The sequence below is a fragment of the Paenibacillus sp. JQZ6Y-1 genome (assembly GCF_040719145.1).
GTDB classification, from domain to species: domain Bacteria; phylum Bacillota; class Bacilli; order Paenibacillales; family Paenibacillaceae; genus Saccharibacillus; species Saccharibacillus kandeliae.
The window spans coordinates 443,702-462,513 of the sequence record NZ_JBFDUZ010000003.1 but is presented as its reverse complement, the minus strand read 5'-3'; the positions used below and the strand labels follow the sequence as shown (position 1 = coordinate 462,513).

The 18,812-nt window shown below is 48.3% G+C and carries 15 protein-coding genes and 1 riboswitch; of the genes, 7 read left to right on the top strand and 8 right to left on the bottom strand.

Going from position 1 to position 18,812, the window contains the following annotated elements; translation table 11 throughout:
• Positions 1–101 precede the first annotated feature (101 nt).
• Entirely contained in the window at positions 102–2,198 is a 2,097-nt protein-coding gene (locus ABXR35_RS18365) for a Na+/H+ antiporter (RefSeq protein WP_367063478.1), read from the top strand.
• Positions 2,199–2,407: 209 nt separating this feature from the next.
• Here the strand turns inward: ABXR35_RS18365 and ABXR35_RS18360 are convergent, their stop codons facing one another.
• From ABXR35_RS18360 to ABXR35_RS18350, 3 genes are all read right to left on the bottom strand, one after another.
• Entirely contained in the window at positions 2,408–2,905 is a 498-nt protein-coding gene (locus tag ABXR35_RS18360; RefSeq protein ID WP_367063477.1) for a hypothetical protein, read from the bottom strand.
• A gap of 39 nt (positions 2,906–2,944) precedes the next feature.
• On the bottom strand, positions 2,945–3,781 hold the full coding sequence (locus ABXR35_RS18355) for a hypothetical protein (protein WP_367063476.1): 837 nt from the start codon (positions 3,779–3,781) through the stop codon (positions 2,945–2,947).
• A 250-nt stretch (positions 3,782–4,031) separates the two neighbouring features.
• Positions 4,032–4,763, bottom strand: coding sequence for an HAD family hydrolase (locus ABXR35_RS18350; RefSeq protein WP_367063475.1), 732 nt, complete (start codon positions 4,761–4,763; stop codon positions 4,032–4,034).
• A 487-nt stretch (positions 4,764–5,250) separates the two neighbouring features.
• Here ABXR35_RS18350 and ABXR35_RS18345 point away from each other — a divergent pair, with 487 nt between their 5' ends.
• Complete coding sequence (locus tag ABXR35_RS18345) at positions 5,251–6,807, top strand: Ppx/GppA phosphatase family protein (protein ID WP_367063474.1); 1,557 nt, start codon at positions 5,251–5,253, stop codon at positions 6,805–6,807.
• On the opposite strand, the gene ppk1 is transcribed toward ABXR35_RS18345, so the two are convergent.
• From ppk1 to ABXR35_RS18320, 5 genes are all read right to left on the bottom strand, one after another.
• Entirely contained in the window at positions 6,740–8,884 is a 2,145-nt protein-coding gene (ppk1, locus tag ABXR35_RS18340; protein WP_367063473.1) for a polyphosphate kinase 1, read from the bottom strand. The genes ABXR35_RS18345 and ppk1 overlap by 68 nt on opposite strands.
• 151 nt (positions 8,885–9,035) lie before the next feature.
• Complete coding sequence (locus ABXR35_RS18335; RefSeq protein WP_367063472.1) at positions 9,036–9,254, bottom strand: hypothetical protein; 219 nt, start codon at positions 9,252–9,254, stop codon at positions 9,036–9,038.
• Between the two features lie 263 nt (positions 9,255–9,517).
• Positions 9,518–10,507, bottom strand: coding sequence for a polysaccharide deacetylase family protein (locus tag ABXR35_RS18330; protein ID WP_367063471.1), 990 nt, complete (start codon positions 10,505–10,507; stop codon positions 9,518–9,520).
• Positions 10,508–10,905: 398 nt separating this feature from the next.
• Entirely contained in the window at positions 10,906–11,952 is a 1,047-nt protein-coding gene (locus ABXR35_RS18325; RefSeq protein ID WP_367063470.1) for a nuclear transport factor 2 family protein, read from the bottom strand.
• Between the two features lie 359 nt (positions 11,953–12,311).
• Positions 12,312–12,980 carry a DUF1129 family protein gene (locus ABXR35_RS18320; protein WP_367063469.1) on the bottom strand — a complete coding sequence of 223 codons (669 nt, stop codon included), beginning with the start codon at positions 12,978–12,980 and terminating at the stop codon, positions 12,312–12,314.
• 480 nt (positions 12,981–13,460) lie between these two features.
• Here ABXR35_RS18320 and ABXR35_RS18315 point away from each other — a divergent pair, with 480 nt between their 5' ends.
• The 5 genes from ABXR35_RS18315 to ABXR35_RS18295 all read left to right on the top strand — a co-directional run bounded on the left by ABXR35_RS18315 (position 13,461) and on the right by ABXR35_RS18295 (position 18,617).
• Positions 13,461–14,291, top strand: coding sequence for an alpha/beta hydrolase (locus ABXR35_RS18315; protein WP_367063468.1), 831 nt, complete (start codon positions 13,461–13,463; stop codon positions 14,289–14,291).
• Between the two features lie 110 nt (positions 14,292–14,401).
• Positions 14,402–14,503: riboswitch (TPP riboswitch) on the top strand.
• Positions 14,504–14,640: 137 nt separating this feature from the next.
• Positions 14,641–15,471 (top strand): hydroxyethylthiazole kinase, encoded by an 831-nt coding sequence (thiM, locus tag ABXR35_RS18310; protein ID WP_367063467.1) that lies wholly within the window; start codon positions 14,641–14,643, stop codon positions 15,469–15,471.
• A gap of 1 nt (position 15,472) precedes the next feature.
• Positions 15,473–16,282, top strand: coding sequence for a bifunctional hydroxymethylpyrimidine kinase/phosphomethylpyrimidine kinase (gene thiD, locus ABXR35_RS18305; protein WP_367063466.1), 810 nt, complete (start codon positions 15,473–15,475; stop codon positions 16,280–16,282).
• 185 nt (positions 16,283–16,467) lie between these two features.
• Complete coding sequence (thiE, locus tag ABXR35_RS18300; protein WP_495525204.1) at positions 16,468–17,121, top strand: thiamine phosphate synthase; 654 nt, start codon at positions 16,468–16,470, stop codon at positions 17,119–17,121.
• Between the two features lie 215 nt (positions 17,122–17,336).
• Positions 17,337–18,617, top strand: coding sequence for a helix-turn-helix domain-containing protein (locus tag ABXR35_RS18295; RefSeq protein ID WP_367063464.1), 1,281 nt, complete (start codon positions 17,337–17,339; stop codon positions 18,615–18,617).
• The last annotated feature ends 195 nt before the right edge of the window (positions 18,618–18,812 follow it).

Genomic DNA, 18,812 nt, shown 5'->3' with positions numbered 1-18,812 from the left:
AGGAAGTGGGAGTGGTTTGTAAAAGAAAAACGGTGGGTATGTTGTTGATGGAGGTTTGTATCGCAACAACTAGATGTCGCCGTCATCGAAAGGGGAGAGCTATGGAGCATTTTATTGCAGTGCTTGTTATTTTATTTTTTATCGGCATTTCGAATGTGCTGAATCGGCTGGTCCCCTTTGTGCCAGTACCGCTGTTTCAGATTGTGCTCGGTATCGGAGTTGCACTATTTGGGTTAAAGGTGGAGCTGGACCCGGAGCTGTTTTTGGTGCTGTTTATCGCACCGTTGCTGTATAACGATGCTCGCCAGACGCCACGCAATGAGCTGTGGCATCTGCGGGTACCGATTATTGTGCTCGCGTTTGGCTTGGTATTTGTCACCGTTATTGTCGGTGGGTATGCGATCAATTATCTGATTCCGAGTATTCCGCTTCCAGCGGCATTTGCGCTCGCTGCCATATTGTCACCGACCGATGCGGTAGCGGTTGGTTCACTGGCGAAACGCATTCATTTACCAGGTTCGATTCATCGACTGCTAGAAGGGGAATCGCTGCTCAATGATGCTTCTGGTCTGGTTGCGTTCAAATTCGCAGTTGCCGCGATGGTCACAGGCACCTTTTCCCTATGGCAGGCATCGCTAAATTTCCTGCTGGTAGCATTGGGCGGATTAGCGATTGGAACCTTGGCATCGTTTCTACTCATACGCTGTCAGGTACTTGTACGTAAATGGGGAATGGAGGATATTACGGTCCACGTGCTGTGGCAGATTTTAACTCCATTTGTGATTTATTTGCTTGCTGAAGAAGTGGGCGTATCCGGGATCCTAGCGGTCGTCGCAGGCGGTATCGTCTATGCGATGGAAAAGGATCGCGCCGAATCTGTGCAACTCAAAATGCAGATTGTCTCGACAAGTACATGGTCGGTCATTGTGTATACGTTGAACGGACTGGTGTTCATGATCCTCGGTTTGCAGATTCCAGAGGTAATGGGTAGCATCTTTACCAATCCAGAGTTCAACAATGGATTGGTACTCGGCTATGTGGCGCTAATTACGCTGCTACTGTACGTGCTGCGATTTATCTGGATTTATTGTTATTGGAAAGTTCGTTATGTGATGAGTCGTCAGATGGACGATAACCGTCCAGATTTGCGCGGGATTTTGCTAACTTCGTTGTCAGGTGTACGAGGTGCGTTGACGCTGGCGGCAGCCTTTTCCATTCCATATGTGCTTGACGACAATTCAGCATTTCCGCAGCGTGAATTGATTCTGTTTATTGCGGCAGGTGTGATTTTACTGTCCCTTGTTCTAGCAAGCTTACTGCTGCCTATATTGTCGCCAACCCCGGATTCAACGGAGGTGGCAGGGGTGGATACGGCAGGGCAGAACAAGATGCGCCGCCGATTTGCTGAAGATCAGATTCGGATGAAAATTCTTTCCGCAGCTGTGCAATCGGTCGAATCCAGCACCAATGATTCCAACCGGGATGCTGCCAAAACGCTCATCTCAGACATTACGCAATACATGGTCAAGCAAAATAGCTTGCAGTCAGCGGCATTGCTGCACGATCCGAACTTGAATCAACAGGAAATTGAGATGTATATGACTGCGATTCAAGCGGAGCGCAAAGTAGCAAGGCAGATGCGGGATAATGGCGAGATTACGCCGGAGCTGGCAATGGAATTTGAATATCGGTTGGATCGCATCCAGAATGTGCTAACCAACCGAATGGATACCGGAATCGCGGAATGTGTGGATAAATGGAAAGGGATGCTGCCGATGCACATACCAGCACCCATCGGTCCTGCCAAAAACGCCGAGAATGACGAGCAGACCGATGGCGAAGCCGTTCCGATCAGCAAACTGGACAAAATCCGTATGCTCAAGCATCTCAAGCTGCATTCGTGTCCCGCAGCGATTGATGCGATCCGCAGTCGGATGACGGATCAGAATGAGGAAGCGGCGGAAAAGGTGATTTCGCGTTATCGCAAGATTATGAGCTCGATCCAGTATTTTAACGAGAAGATTGCGCCGGATATTACACTGGATGAGAACAAGCTGAATCTAATCACCAGCGCCGTGCAAAATCAGCGCGATACGGTGCAGGAGCTGTACGAAAGCGGGGAAATCGACCGTCAGTATGCGCGTAAGATGCGCAGCTTTGTGCAGGATTTGGAGAAGTGGATTCTGATGGAGACGTAAGCTGCGTAGCGTTGATCGCAGTGAAATGCTTATGAAATATAGCCCATGAATGAATATACGTGTCAGTAATGTTTGGTGAAAATTAGACTTTTAACGGTAAAGATGGTAAATTATTGTTTATAGAGACCATACTGTGCAAAAAGAACCGGAACAATGCGTTCCGGTTCTTTTTTATGTCGATATATGCTTGTATGGTATTGAGAATAAGTTTATAGATAGCCTGCTTGGTGAAGATGTTCCAGATAACGTTCGTACTCTGAATTACCTGGTATGGCATTAACTGGATTCATGCCTTTGAGTACAAGAAGTTCAAACAATAATCGTTCGCTAATCCCCTGCTGAGTAAAGGAAGTCATATTCTCGCCATTACTCGACATGATGGCAATGCGTAGCAGTCGCCCTTGTTGAATATCTGCCCAAGCCTGTTGAAATGGATTCGTAGAAGAATTGGAATCCTCTTTCATCGATTCATGAATATCTAATTCATCCAATGTGAATATAGATTGTAGAATACTTGGATCGTTGATGATATAGCATTTATAAAAATGCTCAAAATCAGCATGTTCATCTTTTGCTAGATCTTTAACATACACAGGATCTTCTTCAATAGCTTTGAACTTTGAACGCAATGTATCTTCGACTTGAGTTAAAGTGTACAAATACGGCAGATTTTTTTGCATAAAAGCTTGATGCAGAGGTGTTGTCAAAGTACCACTCCTTGTATCAATGATATACAATAGAATTTTTTAAAAGAAAGAGTGTCCTCCTGCTCTATTCCAAGTATGGTAATGTACGTAGTAAAAAATGTTAGGCTGTTGTTCAACTTGAAGTTCAGGTCCGATTGGTTCAATGCCGCCACCTGCTAAGCGGGCTACTTGCTTGGCAGACGCGCTATTTTTAGACCAAACATTATTATCCAATGGACTAATTCCAGCCAAGCGATTACTAGCTTGCGTAAGAGAAATTGGATTACCGATATATACATCGCCTTGCATAACCTTAGCCATATAATGATCGTATTGTTGATTGCGAATTTTTTCTTTGATACTACCTACAGTAGTCCATACAATTCCACCTATAGTAACTGCTATCGCGGAAGCTAATAATGCTGCTAGTAAAGCCTCGCCTACTACTACTCCAAGCGGTACTAAAAATACAACTTGTGGTGTTACTTCTCCAGTACTATTATGTACAGTACTAATTTCTTGCTTCGTAGTTAGATCAGTAAATGTTGCATCGATTTCGTTATTATTCCCAATTTCGTTGATGACTACTTGATAGTCAGTAATATCTGAAGATGTTTGTTGACGAGAAGCGAGAGTTTGAGCATCGTTTTTGAATAAACTACGATCCCCTTGTAAGGAAATATTTAAAGTTTGTTTATCCTGTTTTAATGTAAGTGAAGCCCCATTTTTGGTACCTTTCAAAATAATATATTGATCATTATCCTCAATTGTTTCGATTTGCACACCATTAATTGTTTTAGCCTCTGCTCTTGCTGATTGCGGTGCGAAAAGGGTAAATAAAATAATAAAACTCAGGACTAAAGAGGTTAAACGTGTAAATAGTTTAGTTGTTCTCATTTGAATCTCCTTCAGTTTGAATTAAACTGATTGGCCAACAGTCTTTTCACATAATAACGGAATTTTTGACATTTTTCTAGTTTATTTTACTTTTTTTAGATTTTTTTCTTATTTATATATAAAAAAAATTGTTATTATATGTATTAAAGTTAATATTAAAATTTTCATTTAAATAATACGAAAAAAGGAATAAACAACAGAATTTTTCTCTGGCTGTTTATTCCTTTTTGGAATGAAGAGTTATTTTTTTTTACAGAGTGTCTTTTTCCGTCGTCTTCGCCAAAATCCCCTTCACTACATCCAATACGCTCTCGCCCTTATTCACCACATAATCTGGCTGAAACTCCACATCGTCTGGAAGCGTCAGCTGATGGCGATTGATCCAGATGGAATACCAGCCTGCTTGCTTAGCACCGACAACATCATTTGCATAGGAGTCGCCCAGATAATACGTGTCCGACGCTTCAATGTGCATCCCTTGCTCGACAGCGCGGAAGATGCCGACATGTGGCTTGGCGATGCCCAGCTTGCCAGAAATGAATACATCCTGCGGCTGCACCCAGCGTTCCATACGGAGCTGTCGTACCTTGTCCGCCTGATGCTCTGCTGGACCATTGGTAATAATGCCAATCCGTATCCCTTGATCACGTGCAAAATTCAGTACTTCCTCCATGCGCGGGTCTACACGTAACCGCTGCTGATTATCGGCATAACAGTTTTGGAAGCGTATTGCCTCCTCCTCTGGAACCTCAACTCCTAGATCGGCAAACGCGTGTGTAATCCGATAGATGTGCATCTGCTGATCAGTCATTTCGCCGCGGCTCACCTGATCAAATACCTCATCGCTATACAGTCGGCTACGAATAAACAGATCGTCTAGCGAGTAGTCGTAATTATATTTACCAAAAATTTGCCGGTACGCTTCTCCAAACGGTTCCAGCTGATCGTACAACGTATCGTCTACATCAAATATGAGATTCATCAATAAAAGCCTCCTATAAAATAACCAATCCTATAAGGTATTCATGGTTAGAGTTGACGCGTCTATCCCGTACTTGACGAAAGAAAAACAGAGTTCACCCTAGCTCATTCTTCTAACAGTCTAGGGCATATCATGTATAGAATACTGTCGTTTAAAGGTAACGGATAAAGAGACGCATAGAATGCCGTATGGAATGGAATAAACCTTATGGCACTTTTTGCACAATAATATTTACCCTCATTTGATTGTTTTACTATCATACACCGTAGGAGTAGGTGTTTGCACATCCGAAAGTGAGGGTAAGCCATTGTATTGTATACCTGTGCCTATTAAGATAGACTGTAACCGTGATGGATACCAAAACATGGACAGTATTTGGGCATCGGCGTCATGAGGGATAGATCGAACGGTACGGACAAGTCCATCATGAACATCGACAGGAGGCATAAGCGCCATCCTGCCAAACCCGCAGAGACAGGAGGACACTATGCACAATTCATCGAAGCAAAGCCGTGTCGGCATTATGGATATCGGGTCCAACTCGATCCGACTGGTTATTTATGAGAACGGAAGCGGTATGGGCTTTAAAGTACTGAAGGAATGTCGGGAATCGGCGCGACTTAGCGCGATTGTGACACCCGAAGGCGTGATGCCACTGGAAGCGGTAAGCCAGATCGTGCCTGTGCTGCGTCAGTTTGCCGAGGTTAGCCGTGCATACGAGGTGAGCGAGATTCGTGCGGTCGCCACAGCTGCGATTCGTAATGCGGTCAACGGCGAGCAGGTGATCCAGTATTTAAATCAGGAAACAGGGCTGGAGATCGAGTTGCTGCCCGGTGAAATGGAAGGGCATTATGGCTTTCTCGGCGTCGTCAATCGGATCGATATCCGCGATGGCTTTATTATTGATATTGGTGGCGGTAGTACGGAGATTACGCTTTTTCAAGAGCGCAAACGCATCTCCAGTGTGTCGTTTCCCTTTGGTGCAGTCAATATGAATGTACGTTTTGGCAGCAAGCAGGAAGGACGCTGGGATGAGAAGGCGATTGCGGGGCTGGAAGCGCTAGTGATGAAAGCTGCCAATGAGCATCCGTGGATCAGTCAGCATCCCGGTCTGCCTATGGTCGGTCTGGGCGGTACGATTCGCGCCATTGGTAAAATGCATCAGCGCAAGCGCAAATATTCGATGGAGCAAATTCATCAATACCAGCTACAGCCGGAAGACACGGATTATTACTACCAGCAGCTGCCGTCCATGACGAATGAGCAGCGTAAACGCATTGCCGGATTGAGTAAAAACCGTACCGACATCATTGTGCCGGGTACGATCATTTTGCGGACGCTATTCCGTCATATGCAGTGTGCACATTATGTCATCAGTGGTAGCGGCTTGCGTGACGGTCTGTATTTTGAATGGGAGCGCGGCAAAGGAAATGCGGTACTGGATGATGTACTGGAGTATGAGATTGAGTCGGTGCTAGATAGTGAGCCAGTGCCGCGTCAGCGTCATTTGCGTCAGGTTGCCGATCTGTCGGTACAGCTGTATCAGGCGATGGGCGAAGGCTTGGACGATCTGTGGAATGTGAAATTACTGCGTACAGCAGCATTTTTACATCAGGTGGGTATGAAGGTGAGCTATCACGATTATGAGGAGCATACACGCTATCTATTGACCACACGTGCACTAGCAGGGCTGGATCATCGGGAAACAGTGTTGGTTGCTTTTATCGCTATTTTCGGCAGTAAAGGCAAAATCAAAAAAAGACGCATCTCGGTCGAATATGCTGATATTCTGCATCCCAATGATGAGGAGCGTATCCGCCGTCTCGGCGCTTTATTGCAGCTCGCGGCATCGATGGATACCAGCGAAACACAGCCGGTGGAGCGTATGCAGGCAGCACGCAAAGGAAGAGACTTCGAGCTGACCATTCAATGTCGCACCGAAGCCTCTATGGAAGTTGTTGAAATTACGGAAGCTGTTAAAGATTTGGAGAAGGAGTGGGATGTCCGAGTGCGGCTGGTGGTACGTACGGTTTCCAGGAGCTAATTTCCCACGCCTTGAACTGGCTGCGCAGCGGCGGTTCTCCATTTTTAAACAATTCATAATTGCCGCTGGGCAGCAATATTCTGGCTTTGACGTTATCCGCAAGGATGAGGTTCAGAATATTCAGCACGGCGGCTTTTGCATTTTTATCGAACAATGGACACATCAGCTCGACCCGGCGGGTCAGGTTGCGAGTCATCCAGTCTGCGCTTGCCAACCAAACCTCCTGCTCGCCGCCATTGCCAAAGGCAAAGATGCGGGAGTGCTCCAGATAGCGGTCTACGATGCTACGAACGCGTACGTTTTCGCTTAGTCCCGGTACACCTGGACGCAGGCAGCAGACGCCGCGTACGATCAGATCAATCTTCACACCCGCTTGGGAAGCGGTATACAGCTCGTCGATAATCTGCTGGTTGGATAGGGAGTTCATTTTGGCAATAATGCGTGCTGGTTTGCCTGCGCGCGCGTGATCAGCTTCACGGCGGATCAACTCGACGAATTTGTTCATCATCGTGCTTGGCGCTACCGCAACAGCTTGCCAGTCATGAGTTTCGGTATAGCCTGTAATATGATTGAATACTTCTGACGCATCCTCGCCGATCTGTGGATTAACGGTCAGCAGACCGACATCTGTATACAGCTTGGCGGTTGAGGCGTTATAGTTGCCCGTTCCGATATGAATATAACGGCGCAGAGTTGCACCTTCACGGCGTACGACAAGAATGACCTTGGCATGCGTTTTTAGTCCAACCAGACCGTAGACGACGTGGCAGCCTGCTTTTTCCAGCATCCGCGCCCAGACGATGTTGCGTTCCTCGTCAAACCGTGCCTTCAACTCGACTACCACGGTCACCTGCTTGCCGGATTCGGCAGCGCGTGCGAGTGAATGAATCAGAGAAGACTTGCCGCTAACCCGATACAGCGTCATCTTGATCGCCATCACATCGGGATCATCTGCCGCCTGCTCAATAAAATCGCTAATCGCATCAAACGACTCATACGGATGGTACAGCAGCACATCGCGTTCGCGAATCACGCTGAAAAAGTCGGTCTCGCTGCCTTCTGGAAATTCGGGTGCATAGCGCGGAATCTCCGGCGTATAGCGTAGCGAATCACGCCCTACAATCGAATCCGAGAAGCTTAACAAAAAGCCAAGGTCAAGCGGACCATCAATCTCATATACCGCTTCACTAACATCAAATTCCTCCAACAACTGTGCAAGTGCATAAGGATGAAAATCCTTCTGAATCTCCAAACGCACAGGTGCGCTGCGTCTACGTTTGCGCAGTTGATTCTCAATCTCTTCCATCAGATCTTCCGCATCTTCCTCGTTAATGTCCAGATCAGCGTTGCGTGTTAAACGGAAAGCATCAACCGCAATCGGTGTATAGCCACCGAACAGCGTCTGCACATGCTGACAGATCAGATCCTCAATCAGAATATATTGCTGCTTTTTGCTATTCTGACGATGCGGCAGAGCAACAGCACGCGGCAGATTAGACGGAATCTGAATAATCGCAAAATAATACGCTTCGCCTTCGTCCGATTCCAGTGCTTTTAGATTCGGATGCTCCAGCACGACGGACAGATAGACGTTCAATCCATGTACAAGCGGGAACGGACGACTCTGGTCGACTGCCATCGGTGTCAGCACCGGATAAATGACCTCATGATAATACGTATCGGCTGCCTTTTGCTGCGTGGCGCTCAGATCATTGTAGTGGGTCAGGGTAATGCCTTGTTTGACAAGCTGACGCGACAGATCCCGGTATGTACGGTACTGCTGGGCGACCATTTTTTCCACGCGTTTCGTTAATCGTTTGTATAAGCCGGCAGGTGCATAACCGGTAAAGTCTTTTTTAGAATAGCCAGCCTTGATCTGGTTGCGGATACCGGCAACCCTTACACTCATAAACTCGTCCAGATTGCGGGAAACGATACCGAGGAACTTGATTCGTTCCAGTAGTGGCGTATCGGTATCCTGCGCCTCTTCCATAACGCGGGTGTTGAACTCAATCCAGCTGAGATCCCGGTTAATATACGTTGCTTGAGCTTGGTGGTGTCCATGTTTGTTTTCCATAATGCCTCCGGTTCATGATTTTATTCCTGAATTTGCCGGGTTGTAGTGCTATGGGTTGGTGCAGCAGAGAACCAGCAATGTCGAATGCTGCAACATTTCATCGTATGTAGCCAGTATAGCCCTGTATTGTTAACGCTGTGTAAAATGAGCGCTAACTTTCGTTCCACAAATTAGGTCCGCCGATTCTGGCGATAGAACGCTTCTGGGTCCGGCCAAAATTAAAGCTGCGTAAACGGACTTCATATCCATCCTCATCCAGCGGCAGCGTCTTTTTCAATTGTTTGACCGTCAGGGTTGGATAACCGGGACGGGTCAGGTCGATCAGAATCACACTATCGTGCAGCATATTTAAGCATTCGCCGATGGTCATGGGAAGTCCTCCTGAGCAATAGTCACATACCGATAACTAGCAGCATAATGAACAAGGATAAAAAGCGCTTATGAAGCCTATATCGAAGCACATGTTCATATATTCTTTCCTCTACTGTGTAGGTGGCATGTATTAACGTATTACCCGCTTCCTTCTATTTTGAGTGAACTACTCGTAAATTGCAAAACACCATCATAGAAAAAAGCCCCGACATTGCGGCTTGGAATCAGCAGCGTATCTGTCGGAGCACGGTGAATATATCGTTATTGTTTTTTCTTAACCAGACTCTTATCATCCACATCCGGTAAGTTTAGCAAATGCTTGACCGTAGTAGTCGAGGTGACGTTAAGTCTTGGCAAATACATCAGATCGTCTCCGGGATGGACGTAGCCGGGGCGAACGGTAAATGCCATGCGGTAGCCATGCGTTTTGAGATCATAGACCATTTGTGGATTGTATTCGCCGTATGGATAAGCGAAATACGGTGTGTCGATACCGGTTTTGCTTTTCATTAGCTGAATGTCATGGTTGAATCGGTTGCCGTCTTTGCCAGCTACGTAATATTCAGCGCATTCTACGAGACTTTTGTAATGCAGATTGTACGTATGGCTGTGATAATCGAATACGTCTTTGGTTTTTTTCATTTCTGCCCGTGAAATCGTAGTTTTGGCAGTAGGTACGAATGTTTGTGTTTTGTCAGATAGCTTGGTGCCGACGATAAAGATGTTGGCGCGGAAGCCGTATTTTTTTAGAACTGGGTAAGCGTAGATGATGTTATTTTGGTAGCCGTCGTCAAAGGTAAGCACGACCGTTTTCTCTGGCAGTTGGATTTCGCCGCGTACGTATTGCTCCAGTTCCTTCAGTGTCGCTGTATGGTAGCCTTCATCATGCAAATATTTCATGCCCTGCTCAAATGCTTCTAGATTGATACGAGCATTGTTAGGCTCGACATTGTATTTTTCAGGTACGACGTAATGGTACATGAGTACCGCTACATGGCTGGCTTTGCCATTAGGAGTTGCTGGCACGACAGGAAGCTCGGCTGCAGAAGCGATATGTTGATCGGCTTCCGGTGCATCGCCATTCAATGTCTGGAATAGATCGTCCTGCATATCGTAGGTCGCTCGGCACGTTTCGTACGAGAATGCCGAGGCGTGAGGATATTTCAGGCTCAGCACATAGAAGGTGACGACGAAGGCAATCGATATGTAGAGCAGCACAATGATTAGATTACGAATACGTCTCAGTTGCATGTCCTCGAAAGCTCCTTTTCTGTGTTGGTTGAACCTTCGGTGAAGGTTGCCTATGTATAACATCGGACAAACGAGGTCGGATTTTTATGTTACTTAAGAATCATAATGGTGGGGAGGGAAGGCAATGGGGTAGGTTGTGGGATGCAGTGGGGCGCTTCGGAAAGGGATAGGGGGATGTCCTCCGGTGGCGTGTGAACATCGTTGATGGAGAGAAGGTAGATGTTCACACGCCAAAGTCGGTCATTCCCCCTATTCCCTTTCCTCCGCTCCGTGCATCGTCCACACTATCTCATTGTCTACTCTGGTAGGGAAGGGTAATGGAATGAAAAAAGCAGCCTGCGGTGGGCAGGCTGCCGGGGGTGTGAAGGATAAGGTTTTTTGGAATAGTGGATGGCGCTTTAGAACATAGTGTTGTCGTTGGCGGATTGTTCTGGGACGGGTTGAGATAAGGTCCACATTTCAGCGATTTGACCGTCGTTGACACGGAAGATAGTGATGACGGCGTTGCCACGGTCGGTGTCGCTGGTTTGCATGTGGCTGTGTACCAGAACGAGATCGCCTTCGGCGATGGTGTTGGTTACGGTTGCTTTGGTGTTGGGGTTGGAGCGGAACTGAGTCAGGTAGTGGCTGATCAGCGCGCTGCGACCGTTTTGAATATCGGAGCCGTGTTGGGTTACGTTTTCGTTGACGGCTTCGTTAGCAATATCTGTATTGTGTTCATTGAAGAAGCTTTTGAAAAAGTTGCTGACAAAGCTAGCATTTGCGGCTACGGTTGCACGATCCGTATTGGCAAGCTTCACTTCGGTCGATGTCGATGGCAACAAGTTTTGCAGAGCTGCGGCATCGGTGTTGCTGCCAGCCGATTGCGATACATCCCAGTGCTCAGCGATTTTGCCGTCAGCGATTCGGTAAATGTCTACCACAGCGCCCGGTGTGGCAGCTGTAGTGTTTGCTGCCGATTCGGTGCTGCTGGATGATTCATTAGAATCAGTTGTGGTTGTTGCGGCAGCGGCTGTGTCTGGCGTAGTGAAGACTGCCACTAGATCGCCCTGACCGATCATACCGCGCAGATTGACTTTATAATCTGGATTTTCTTTAATAAATGGCGTAAAGAACGATACGAAGCCTTCACGTCCGGTGGCAGCGTATGGATTATGCTGAATGTAATCCTCCGCCAGATACTGGTCGGCTTTGTCCAATTGATGTCCGTTTAGTATATCGTTATACATATTTAGTACCAACTGCTTGTTGGCAATGATTTTGGCTTCTTCAGCAGATGGTGTGCTTTCTGGCGTAGTGTTGTTGCCTGTCTCTGGTGCGGTGTTGCCTGAATTTTCAGTTGCTTCCGGTGTTGTCGTTGTACCGGGGGCTTCCGATTTGCCCGAACAAGCGGACAGAATGGCGATCAGCATTAGGCTGGCAAGCAAAAGACTTGTTTTTCTCATAATGACAGCTCCTTTGATGATTGTGATTTGCGGCAGCGCACAGCGTGCTCCGATAAGAGAATGATCTCTCGTTATATAACCACATTCCCGCTCAGTGAATGGAACAAAATTGACACCGAATGACGGAACTGGCACTGCCTGAATCGTACGTCAAAGCGAAAAAGGATGACCAAGCTGGCATATATCCAGCCTAGGATTGGCGTAATCCTTCACCTTTACCGACGAGTGATCCTAGCGACAGGTTGCAGTTTTGTAGGATGTACGGATGATATTCTAACGCACGCGCACAATCAAAAGGGCATCCTGCCGCGATGTTGCGACAAGATGCCCTTTGTTCATTTCTTAGGATGGATGCTTTGTCAGCGGCGCATAAAGATAAACTTTTGCCCCAGAATACCGATTATGCACAATACAAGGCTTAGCCACGGCGAAATGATCACGACGGGCATCACATGACGCAGGTAGTTGCCGACCACGATGATCACTACCAGAACCACCACGTACGTGAGTACCGAGCGAGCGTTGATTTGCATACGCGGACGATCCAGATCGCTCTTTTCTACAGGCTGATTGGCTACACGCGTAACCAGTTCGACCAGCACGATGGCACCGGCGGCAACCAGTACGAGTGTCGATAGACTGATCTCGCCAACGACACCGGTGCCGCTGACATTGATTTTGAAAAAGCCAGCAAGTGCTTGTAGTAGAAATACCCATGTCAGCGCAATCCATACGATCATCACATAATACATCGGTTTGCTGAGCTGCCGGCGTTCCGGCAAATTCTCGATCAGCTGAGTGGCATATGTGTCGGAGTCCTTGCCGAACAGCTGTACCGCGCTCTGCTTCCGTTTCTGCGCATCCAGCAGATGCTGTCCCATTTCCAGCAGCAGCTCCTCGCCGGACTGGCGCTCGATCCGAGCATCACGAACATACACGATCACATCATCGTAATAGTTTAGATTCTCCTGATTGAGTTGATCCCGGATCACATTGATGTCTTTAACCAAATGACGCACTGTACTCATAGCTGTTCCTCCATTTCTCAATCGTTTCATGATATTGAAACCGCCTGTCATCCAAAGGCGAACCTCATGGAATCATATGCGGATCATACCTGTTATGCAGGATATGTATATTCACTATTACCCGGAATTACGCCTATCGGTCATATCAGATTGGCACATACGAATGCCGATGGACACATCGCAGGTAGAGCGCTTGCAGCCCTTCGTACCCACATAGATTTAGAACCCGGAAATCACTATTTTGCCACACTTTCGCTAGATTGACAATTCACTCGGCAGAATGATATTATAGGAACTAAGAATAAAACTCACTAAACTTATCGGAATTATTTAATTTTAAATAAAAACTCGTATTCTTGCGCTTTCAGGAAGACAGCAGAGTATAGGGTATAGGGTGATAGAGGTAATACAGACGAAAAGATACGGGACGCTGAGCAAGCCCAGCCCCTATAGCAACCATACAGACAAGGAGGAATTACCATGGAACGGAATATTACGATTCGTCATCATGATGTAGATCTGGCAGCTAGCATCCATTACCCTGCGCAGGAGCACAAAGCGGAAGGCAAGGGGAAAGGGCGAACACCGCTAGTTGTGATCTGTCATGGGTTTATCGGCAGTCGCATCGGTACAGATCGGCTGTTTGTAAACAGTGCGCGTGAGCTGGCATCAGACGGATACATGGTTGTTCGTTTCGACTATGCCGGTTGCGGCGAGAGCGGCGGTCAATATGGGCAGCAGGGTATTGAGTCCATGGTGGAGCAGACGCGTACCGTATTGGATTATGTCGTCAACTGCAATGATATTGATCCTACGCGTGTAACGCTGCTGGGTCATAGTCTGGGTGGCGCGGTAGCGCTGCTGACTGCGGTTCGTGATCGCCGCGTCAATCATCTGGTGCTCTGGTCGGCGGTTGGTCATCCATTTAACGATATTGTCAAAATTGTCGGTCGCGAAACGTATGAGCAGGCGGTGATCGAAGGGGAAGCAGATCATCAGAGCTATACATTTACACCGGTTTATTTTGAATCGCTAGGCAATTTTCAACCATTTCAGGAAGCGCGCCGCTTTACAGGCGATGTGCTAGTCGTACATGGTACGGGCGATGATGTGATTCCGGTTGATTATTCGTTCCTATACCAAAAGGAGTTTTGGACGCGCACGGAGGGTCGCTGCGATAAGCAGATTATTTTCCAAGCGGATCATACGTATTCTTCTGGTCCACATCGGCGCGAGCTGCTGGATCATACGCGTCAATGGCTTGCCGAGCGCGAAGCCGCACAGACGCAGTGGCAGCACTGGATGATCTGAGCATCTCAGCTGCTAGTGATAGGCACGCTCACTTTGCCAAATGCGCATGAGCATGATATGGTAAACGTGCAACAACTGTCACACGAACTAAGTAAAACTGCATATCCTATACATTTCACTAGGGGAGCCTAACGGCTGAGACGGAAGATGATTCTGGACCCTTGGAACCTGATCTGGATGATACCAGCGGAGGGAAGTGGAACATCGATTCGTTCATGCAATAGGCAGCCATTGGCATCAAGAGATGGCGGTTTCTGGTGAAAGGATACGACCCACCTGTCTCCTCGGAGAACACGGTGGGTTTTTTTGCGTTTATTTTCATTGTAAAACATTTGAAGGAGGAACGATCATGTCTTTTTTGCGAACGGTACGGGAGCGTCAGCCGCTTGTTCACAATATTACCAATGTTGTCGTTACGAACTTTACTGCGAATGGATTGCTGGCACTAGGCGCTTCGCCATTTATGGCATTTGCACATGAGGAAGTGGAGGATGTGGCAGCGATGGCGGGGGCAGTCATGCTGAATATCGGGACGCTTGATCCCTATGTGGTACAGTCGATTCTACTGGCGGGCAAAGCGGCGAATCATGCGGGTGTACCCGTCGTATTCGACCCAGTAGGTGCGGGAGCAACGCCATATCGTACTGCTTCTGCACAGCAGATCACCGAAGAGGTACGCGTTGATATACTCCGCGGCAATGTGGCGGAGGTGGCAAACGTTGTCGGAGAAGCATGGCAGATCAAAGGTGTGGATGCAGGCGGTGGAGATGGGGATCGAGTACAGCTTGCGACCCGTGCGGCGCGTCAGTTGAACTGCATCGTAGTGATTACAGGTGCAGAGGATCTAGTGACGGACGGGGAACAGGTATACAGCATTGCCAACGGTCATCCGCTACTGACACAAGTGACGGGCGCAGGCTGCCTGCTTAGCTCGGTGGTGGCTGCTTTTGCTGCGGTGACGGATGGCAGTCGGATGCAATGGCTGCAAGCATCGGTTGAAGCGTTGACTGTTTACGGCGTAGCTGCGGAGCTGGCGGCGGAGAATGCTGGACAGCGCGGAACAGGCAGTTTTCAGATGGAACTGTTGAACGCATTAAATACGGTTACGCCAGAGCAAGTACAGCAGCGGGCGCGTATGTCTCAGCTACATTCCATAGATGGAACAGAAAGGGGAGCATAGGATGCGTATATATCAGGCATTAACGATTGCTGGCTCGGATAGCGGCGGCGGGGCAGGGATTCAGGCAGATTTGAAAACCTTTCAAGAGCTAGGCGTGTATGGCATGTCCGTGCTGACTGCGGTGACCGCGCAAAATACTGCCGGTGTGCAGGGCGTATATCCCGTCGAGCGTGAGGGCGTGATTACTCAGCTGCATTCCATCGGGGATGATCTACAACCGGATGCGGTAAAGACCGGCATGCTGTTCAGCGCCGAGATTATTCGCGAAGTGGCAACAGCGGTACGACAGTATCAATGGAGCAAGCTGATCATTGACCCAGTCATGGTGGCAAAAGGCGGCTCGGTGCTGCTGCAACAACAGGCGATCCAAGCGCTGATTCAGGAGCTGTTGCCATTGGCAGCAGTTATTACGCCCAATGTACCCGAGGCGGAGCTATTGACCGGCAATACGATACGTACACTGAGCGAGCGTGAACAGGCGGCACGGCAGCTTGTACAGATGGGTGCTCGCGCCGCGGTGATCAAGGGCGGGCATGATACATCCACTACGCAGGCAGTGGATGTACTATTCGACGGCACACACTTCCATTATGTAGAGCGTCCGCGTGTGAACACTCCGCACACCCACGGAACCGGCTGCACCTATTCAGCAGCTATGACTGCCGAACTTGCCAAAGGCAGCGGATTACTGGAAGCCGTACAAACCGCCAAAGCCTTCGTACACGCAGCGATTGAAGACGGGCTTGGCATCGGCTCGGTACACGGACCAACCAATCATTTTGCTTATCGAAAAAGGGGTGCTTTGCGATGAGTCAGCAACCATCTTCTCATGAAGCGAACGATCATCTCGCGTCGCCAACAGGCGAACCACATGCACATCGGAACATAACTGCCAATGATACGCCTACACAAAGGGATCCAGTACCAAGCCAATCGCCGACGATCACTCCCTCCTATTTTGGCATCGCTATCCCCTCCACAGGCACAGCAGCACGTATGGATTGGATACGTGAGCGTTTGCCGCTCTACCTTGTGATGGGCAGTATGAATTGCAGCCAATCGCCAGAGCATGTGTTGGAACAGGCAATTGCTGGCGGGATTACTATATTTCAATATCGGGAAAAGGGGACACAGGCGCTGCAAGGTTCGGCATATGTAGAGTTGGCACGACGCTTGCAGAAGATTTGCCGACAACATCAGGTGCCATTTATCGTGAATGACGATCTAGAGCTAGCGTTGGAGCTGGATGCGGATGGGCTGCATGTAGGGCAGGATGACGATCCTGCAGCATGGATTCGTCATCGTCTCGGTCCTGACAAAATCGTTGGCGTATCCGCTCATTCGCTCACCGAAGCTAGCCGTGCTATCGCTGCGGGAGCCGACTATCTTGGCATCGGTCCGATCTATCCAACCACATCCAAAGACGATGCGCAGCCAGTGCGCGGTACAGAAGTCATTCAGCAATTGCGTCGCTCTGGGTTGAATATCCCACTGGTCGGCATCGGTGGAATTCATGACCAGAATGCCGCGCCAGTACTGACGGACGGTGCAGATGGAGTAGCTGTTATCTCTGCTATTGCTGCGGCGAATGAACCGTCGACAGCAGCACGTCATTTGAAAAAAGTGATAAAGGAGCACTTGCCTTCCTGAAAGCCGCTCCGACAATTAGCGGTGGAAGGTGGTTCCGCATCATTTGAGTTGCTGTGTGCATTTGCCTATAATGGGATTGAAAATCTCTTGTGTCTGCTAGAGCCGCAGTTGATGCACTTGCAGTAGCGTACTGCCGGCTCGTTCTATTAGACAAAAGCATAAAACCATCCACACAGGAGCACAGACTCACGCGATGTCGGAAGGAGCAACCTTGTATGTTAAAGGAACGAATACAATACCTCTGCGACAAGAAGCAGATGTCCCGCAAAGAGCTGACCGACGGATTGGTGACACAGGCGCACTTTTCTAATATCCTCGCTGGTCGCTATCCATTGCCTGATGATCTGGCGGAAGCCATCGCTCAGCGGCTTGGCGTGGAGACGGAATATATTGCACAGACCGACAATACCGAGCAGCCGATTCTAGAACAAGCCGAGCGGATTTTGAATATGCTGACAGCGCAGGCATCGTCCATTACCGAGCAGAGTGTAAACGAGCTACCGGATCGACATCCTGCGCTAACGATTGAGCTAACGACCGCGCTAATGAAGGCGACTTACTATCAGCAGTTCAATGATCAGGATGCGTATCATTATCTACATCAGTCGTATTTGAACATTTATCTGGAGCAGTTTGGGCGTCCCGATACGCTCCATTTGCCAGCACCGCTTCAGCAAGCGCTTCTCTTTTATAAAATCCAGAATTTTCGCGCGCTAGGTCAATATTATGATGTGTTGCATCAATTGGACATATGGCTACCGTTATTGGAACAGGGAAGCGAATTGTGGTTGACCGCGCAGCACATTCGTGTGGAAGCATATATACATACTCGGCAATTGGAGCAAGCCAAACATTCTTTTGAAAAGATTACATTACACATCTATGAACAACGCATGTTCTATCGTTTATCCGGTTTATATGTGCTGTATAGCGGCTATTGCTATTCCATGGAATGGACGCAGGAGGCATTGACCGCACTGGCAATGGCGGAGGCACATCTCGTGCATGCGCAGCACCAGAGTGATATGCTGAGTACGATCATGAACAATCGCATCGTGATACTGACCCGTAGTGGAGAGCTGTCGCAGGCAGAGCAGGAGCTGGTTCGCTTTCGGAGTATGGTGCAGATGCAGCCGGAAGACATTCAACAGCAGTGGGAGCCGATGCTGCTCATCTATGATTGCGAAATCGCTTGGAGTCGCAAGGAATGGAGCAAGCTGGTGAATCTGCTAGATCGGCTGCGCGCCTACATGTTGACGACGGATCAGCAGATGGCGCTGCTCTTTTATGAAAGTCAGCTGTCGTTATCTATGGGGGAAAATGAGTCGTTTGTAGAACAGGCGCTGCAATGCTTGCCATATTTTGAACAGATGCGGCAGCAGGATCGTCTGGGCGTGCTATATGAAGGATTAGCTACAGGCGCGGAGGAACAGCGGCGGTACAAGGATGCAGCGCTGTATTATCGCAAGCTTGTGTATTTGCTGCGTCACGCTTGACGGAGGAAGACAAAATGAGCAAAATATGTTCCTTGAACAACCCGCATGTTGACTGAAAGTAGCAATATATATGCTATGTTCTCTCATCTAAATGACCAAATCGCACCATTTATTTGTAGAAAAGCGTCCATTCAACGCCAATAGTATACATTTCGACGTACTCAAGCAGGCATTTTGCCTGCTTTTTTGTATGTT

What these genes read in the sequence shown, in the direction of transcription:
- ppk1 (WP_367063473.1), bottom strand. Translation starts at nt 8,884, where the DNA reads ATGGAAAACAAACATGGACACCACCAAGCTCAAGCAACGTATATTAAC.
- ABXR35_RS18315 (WP_367063468.1), top strand. Translation starts at nt 13,461, where the DNA reads ATGGAACGGAATATTACGATTCGTCATCATGATGTAGATCTGGCAGCT.
- thiM (WP_367063467.1), top strand. Translation starts at nt 14,641, where the DNA reads ATGTCTTTTTTGCGAACGGTACGGGAGCGTCAGCCGCTTGTTCACAAT.
- ABXR35_RS18325 (WP_367063470.1), bottom strand. Translation starts at nt 11,952, where the DNA reads ATGAGAAAAACAAGTCTTTTGCTTGCCAGCCTAATGCTGATCGCCATT.
- ABXR35_RS18335 (WP_367063472.1), bottom strand. Translation starts at nt 9,254, where the DNA reads ATGACCATCGGCGAATGCTTAAATATGCTGCACGATAGTGTGATTCTG.
- ABXR35_RS18320 (WP_367063469.1), bottom strand. Translation starts at nt 12,980, where the DNA reads ATGAGTACAGTGCGTCATTTGGTTAAAGACATCAATGTGATCCGGGAT.
- ABXR35_RS18355 (WP_367063476.1), bottom strand. Translation starts at nt 3,781, where the DNA reads ATGAGAACAACTAAACTATTTACACGTTTAACCTCTTTAGTCCTGAGT.
- ABXR35_RS18295 (WP_367063464.1), top strand. Translation starts at nt 17,337, where the DNA reads ATGTTAAAGGAACGAATACAATACCTCTGCGACAAGAAGCAGATGTCC.
- ABXR35_RS18365 (WP_367063478.1), top strand. Translation starts at nt 102, where the DNA reads ATGGAGCATTTTATTGCAGTGCTTGTTATTTTATTTTTTATCGGCATT.
- ABXR35_RS18330 (WP_367063471.1), bottom strand. Translation starts at nt 10,507, where the DNA reads ATGCAACTGAGACGTATTCGTAATCTAATCATTGTGCTGCTCTACATA.
- thiE (WP_495525204.1), top strand. Translation starts at nt 16,468, where the DNA reads ATGGATTGGATACGTGAGCGTTTGCCGCTCTACCTTGTGATGGGCAGT.
- thiD (WP_367063466.1), top strand. Translation starts at nt 15,473, where the DNA reads ATGCGTATATATCAGGCATTAACGATTGCTGGCTCGGATAGCGGCGGC.
- ABXR35_RS18345 (WP_367063474.1), top strand. Translation starts at nt 5,251, where the DNA reads ATGCACAATTCATCGAAGCAAAGCCGTGTCGGCATTATGGATATCGGG.
- ABXR35_RS18350 (WP_367063475.1), bottom strand. Translation starts at nt 4,763, where the DNA reads ATGAATCTCATATTTGATGTAGACGATACGTTGTACGATCAGCTGGAA.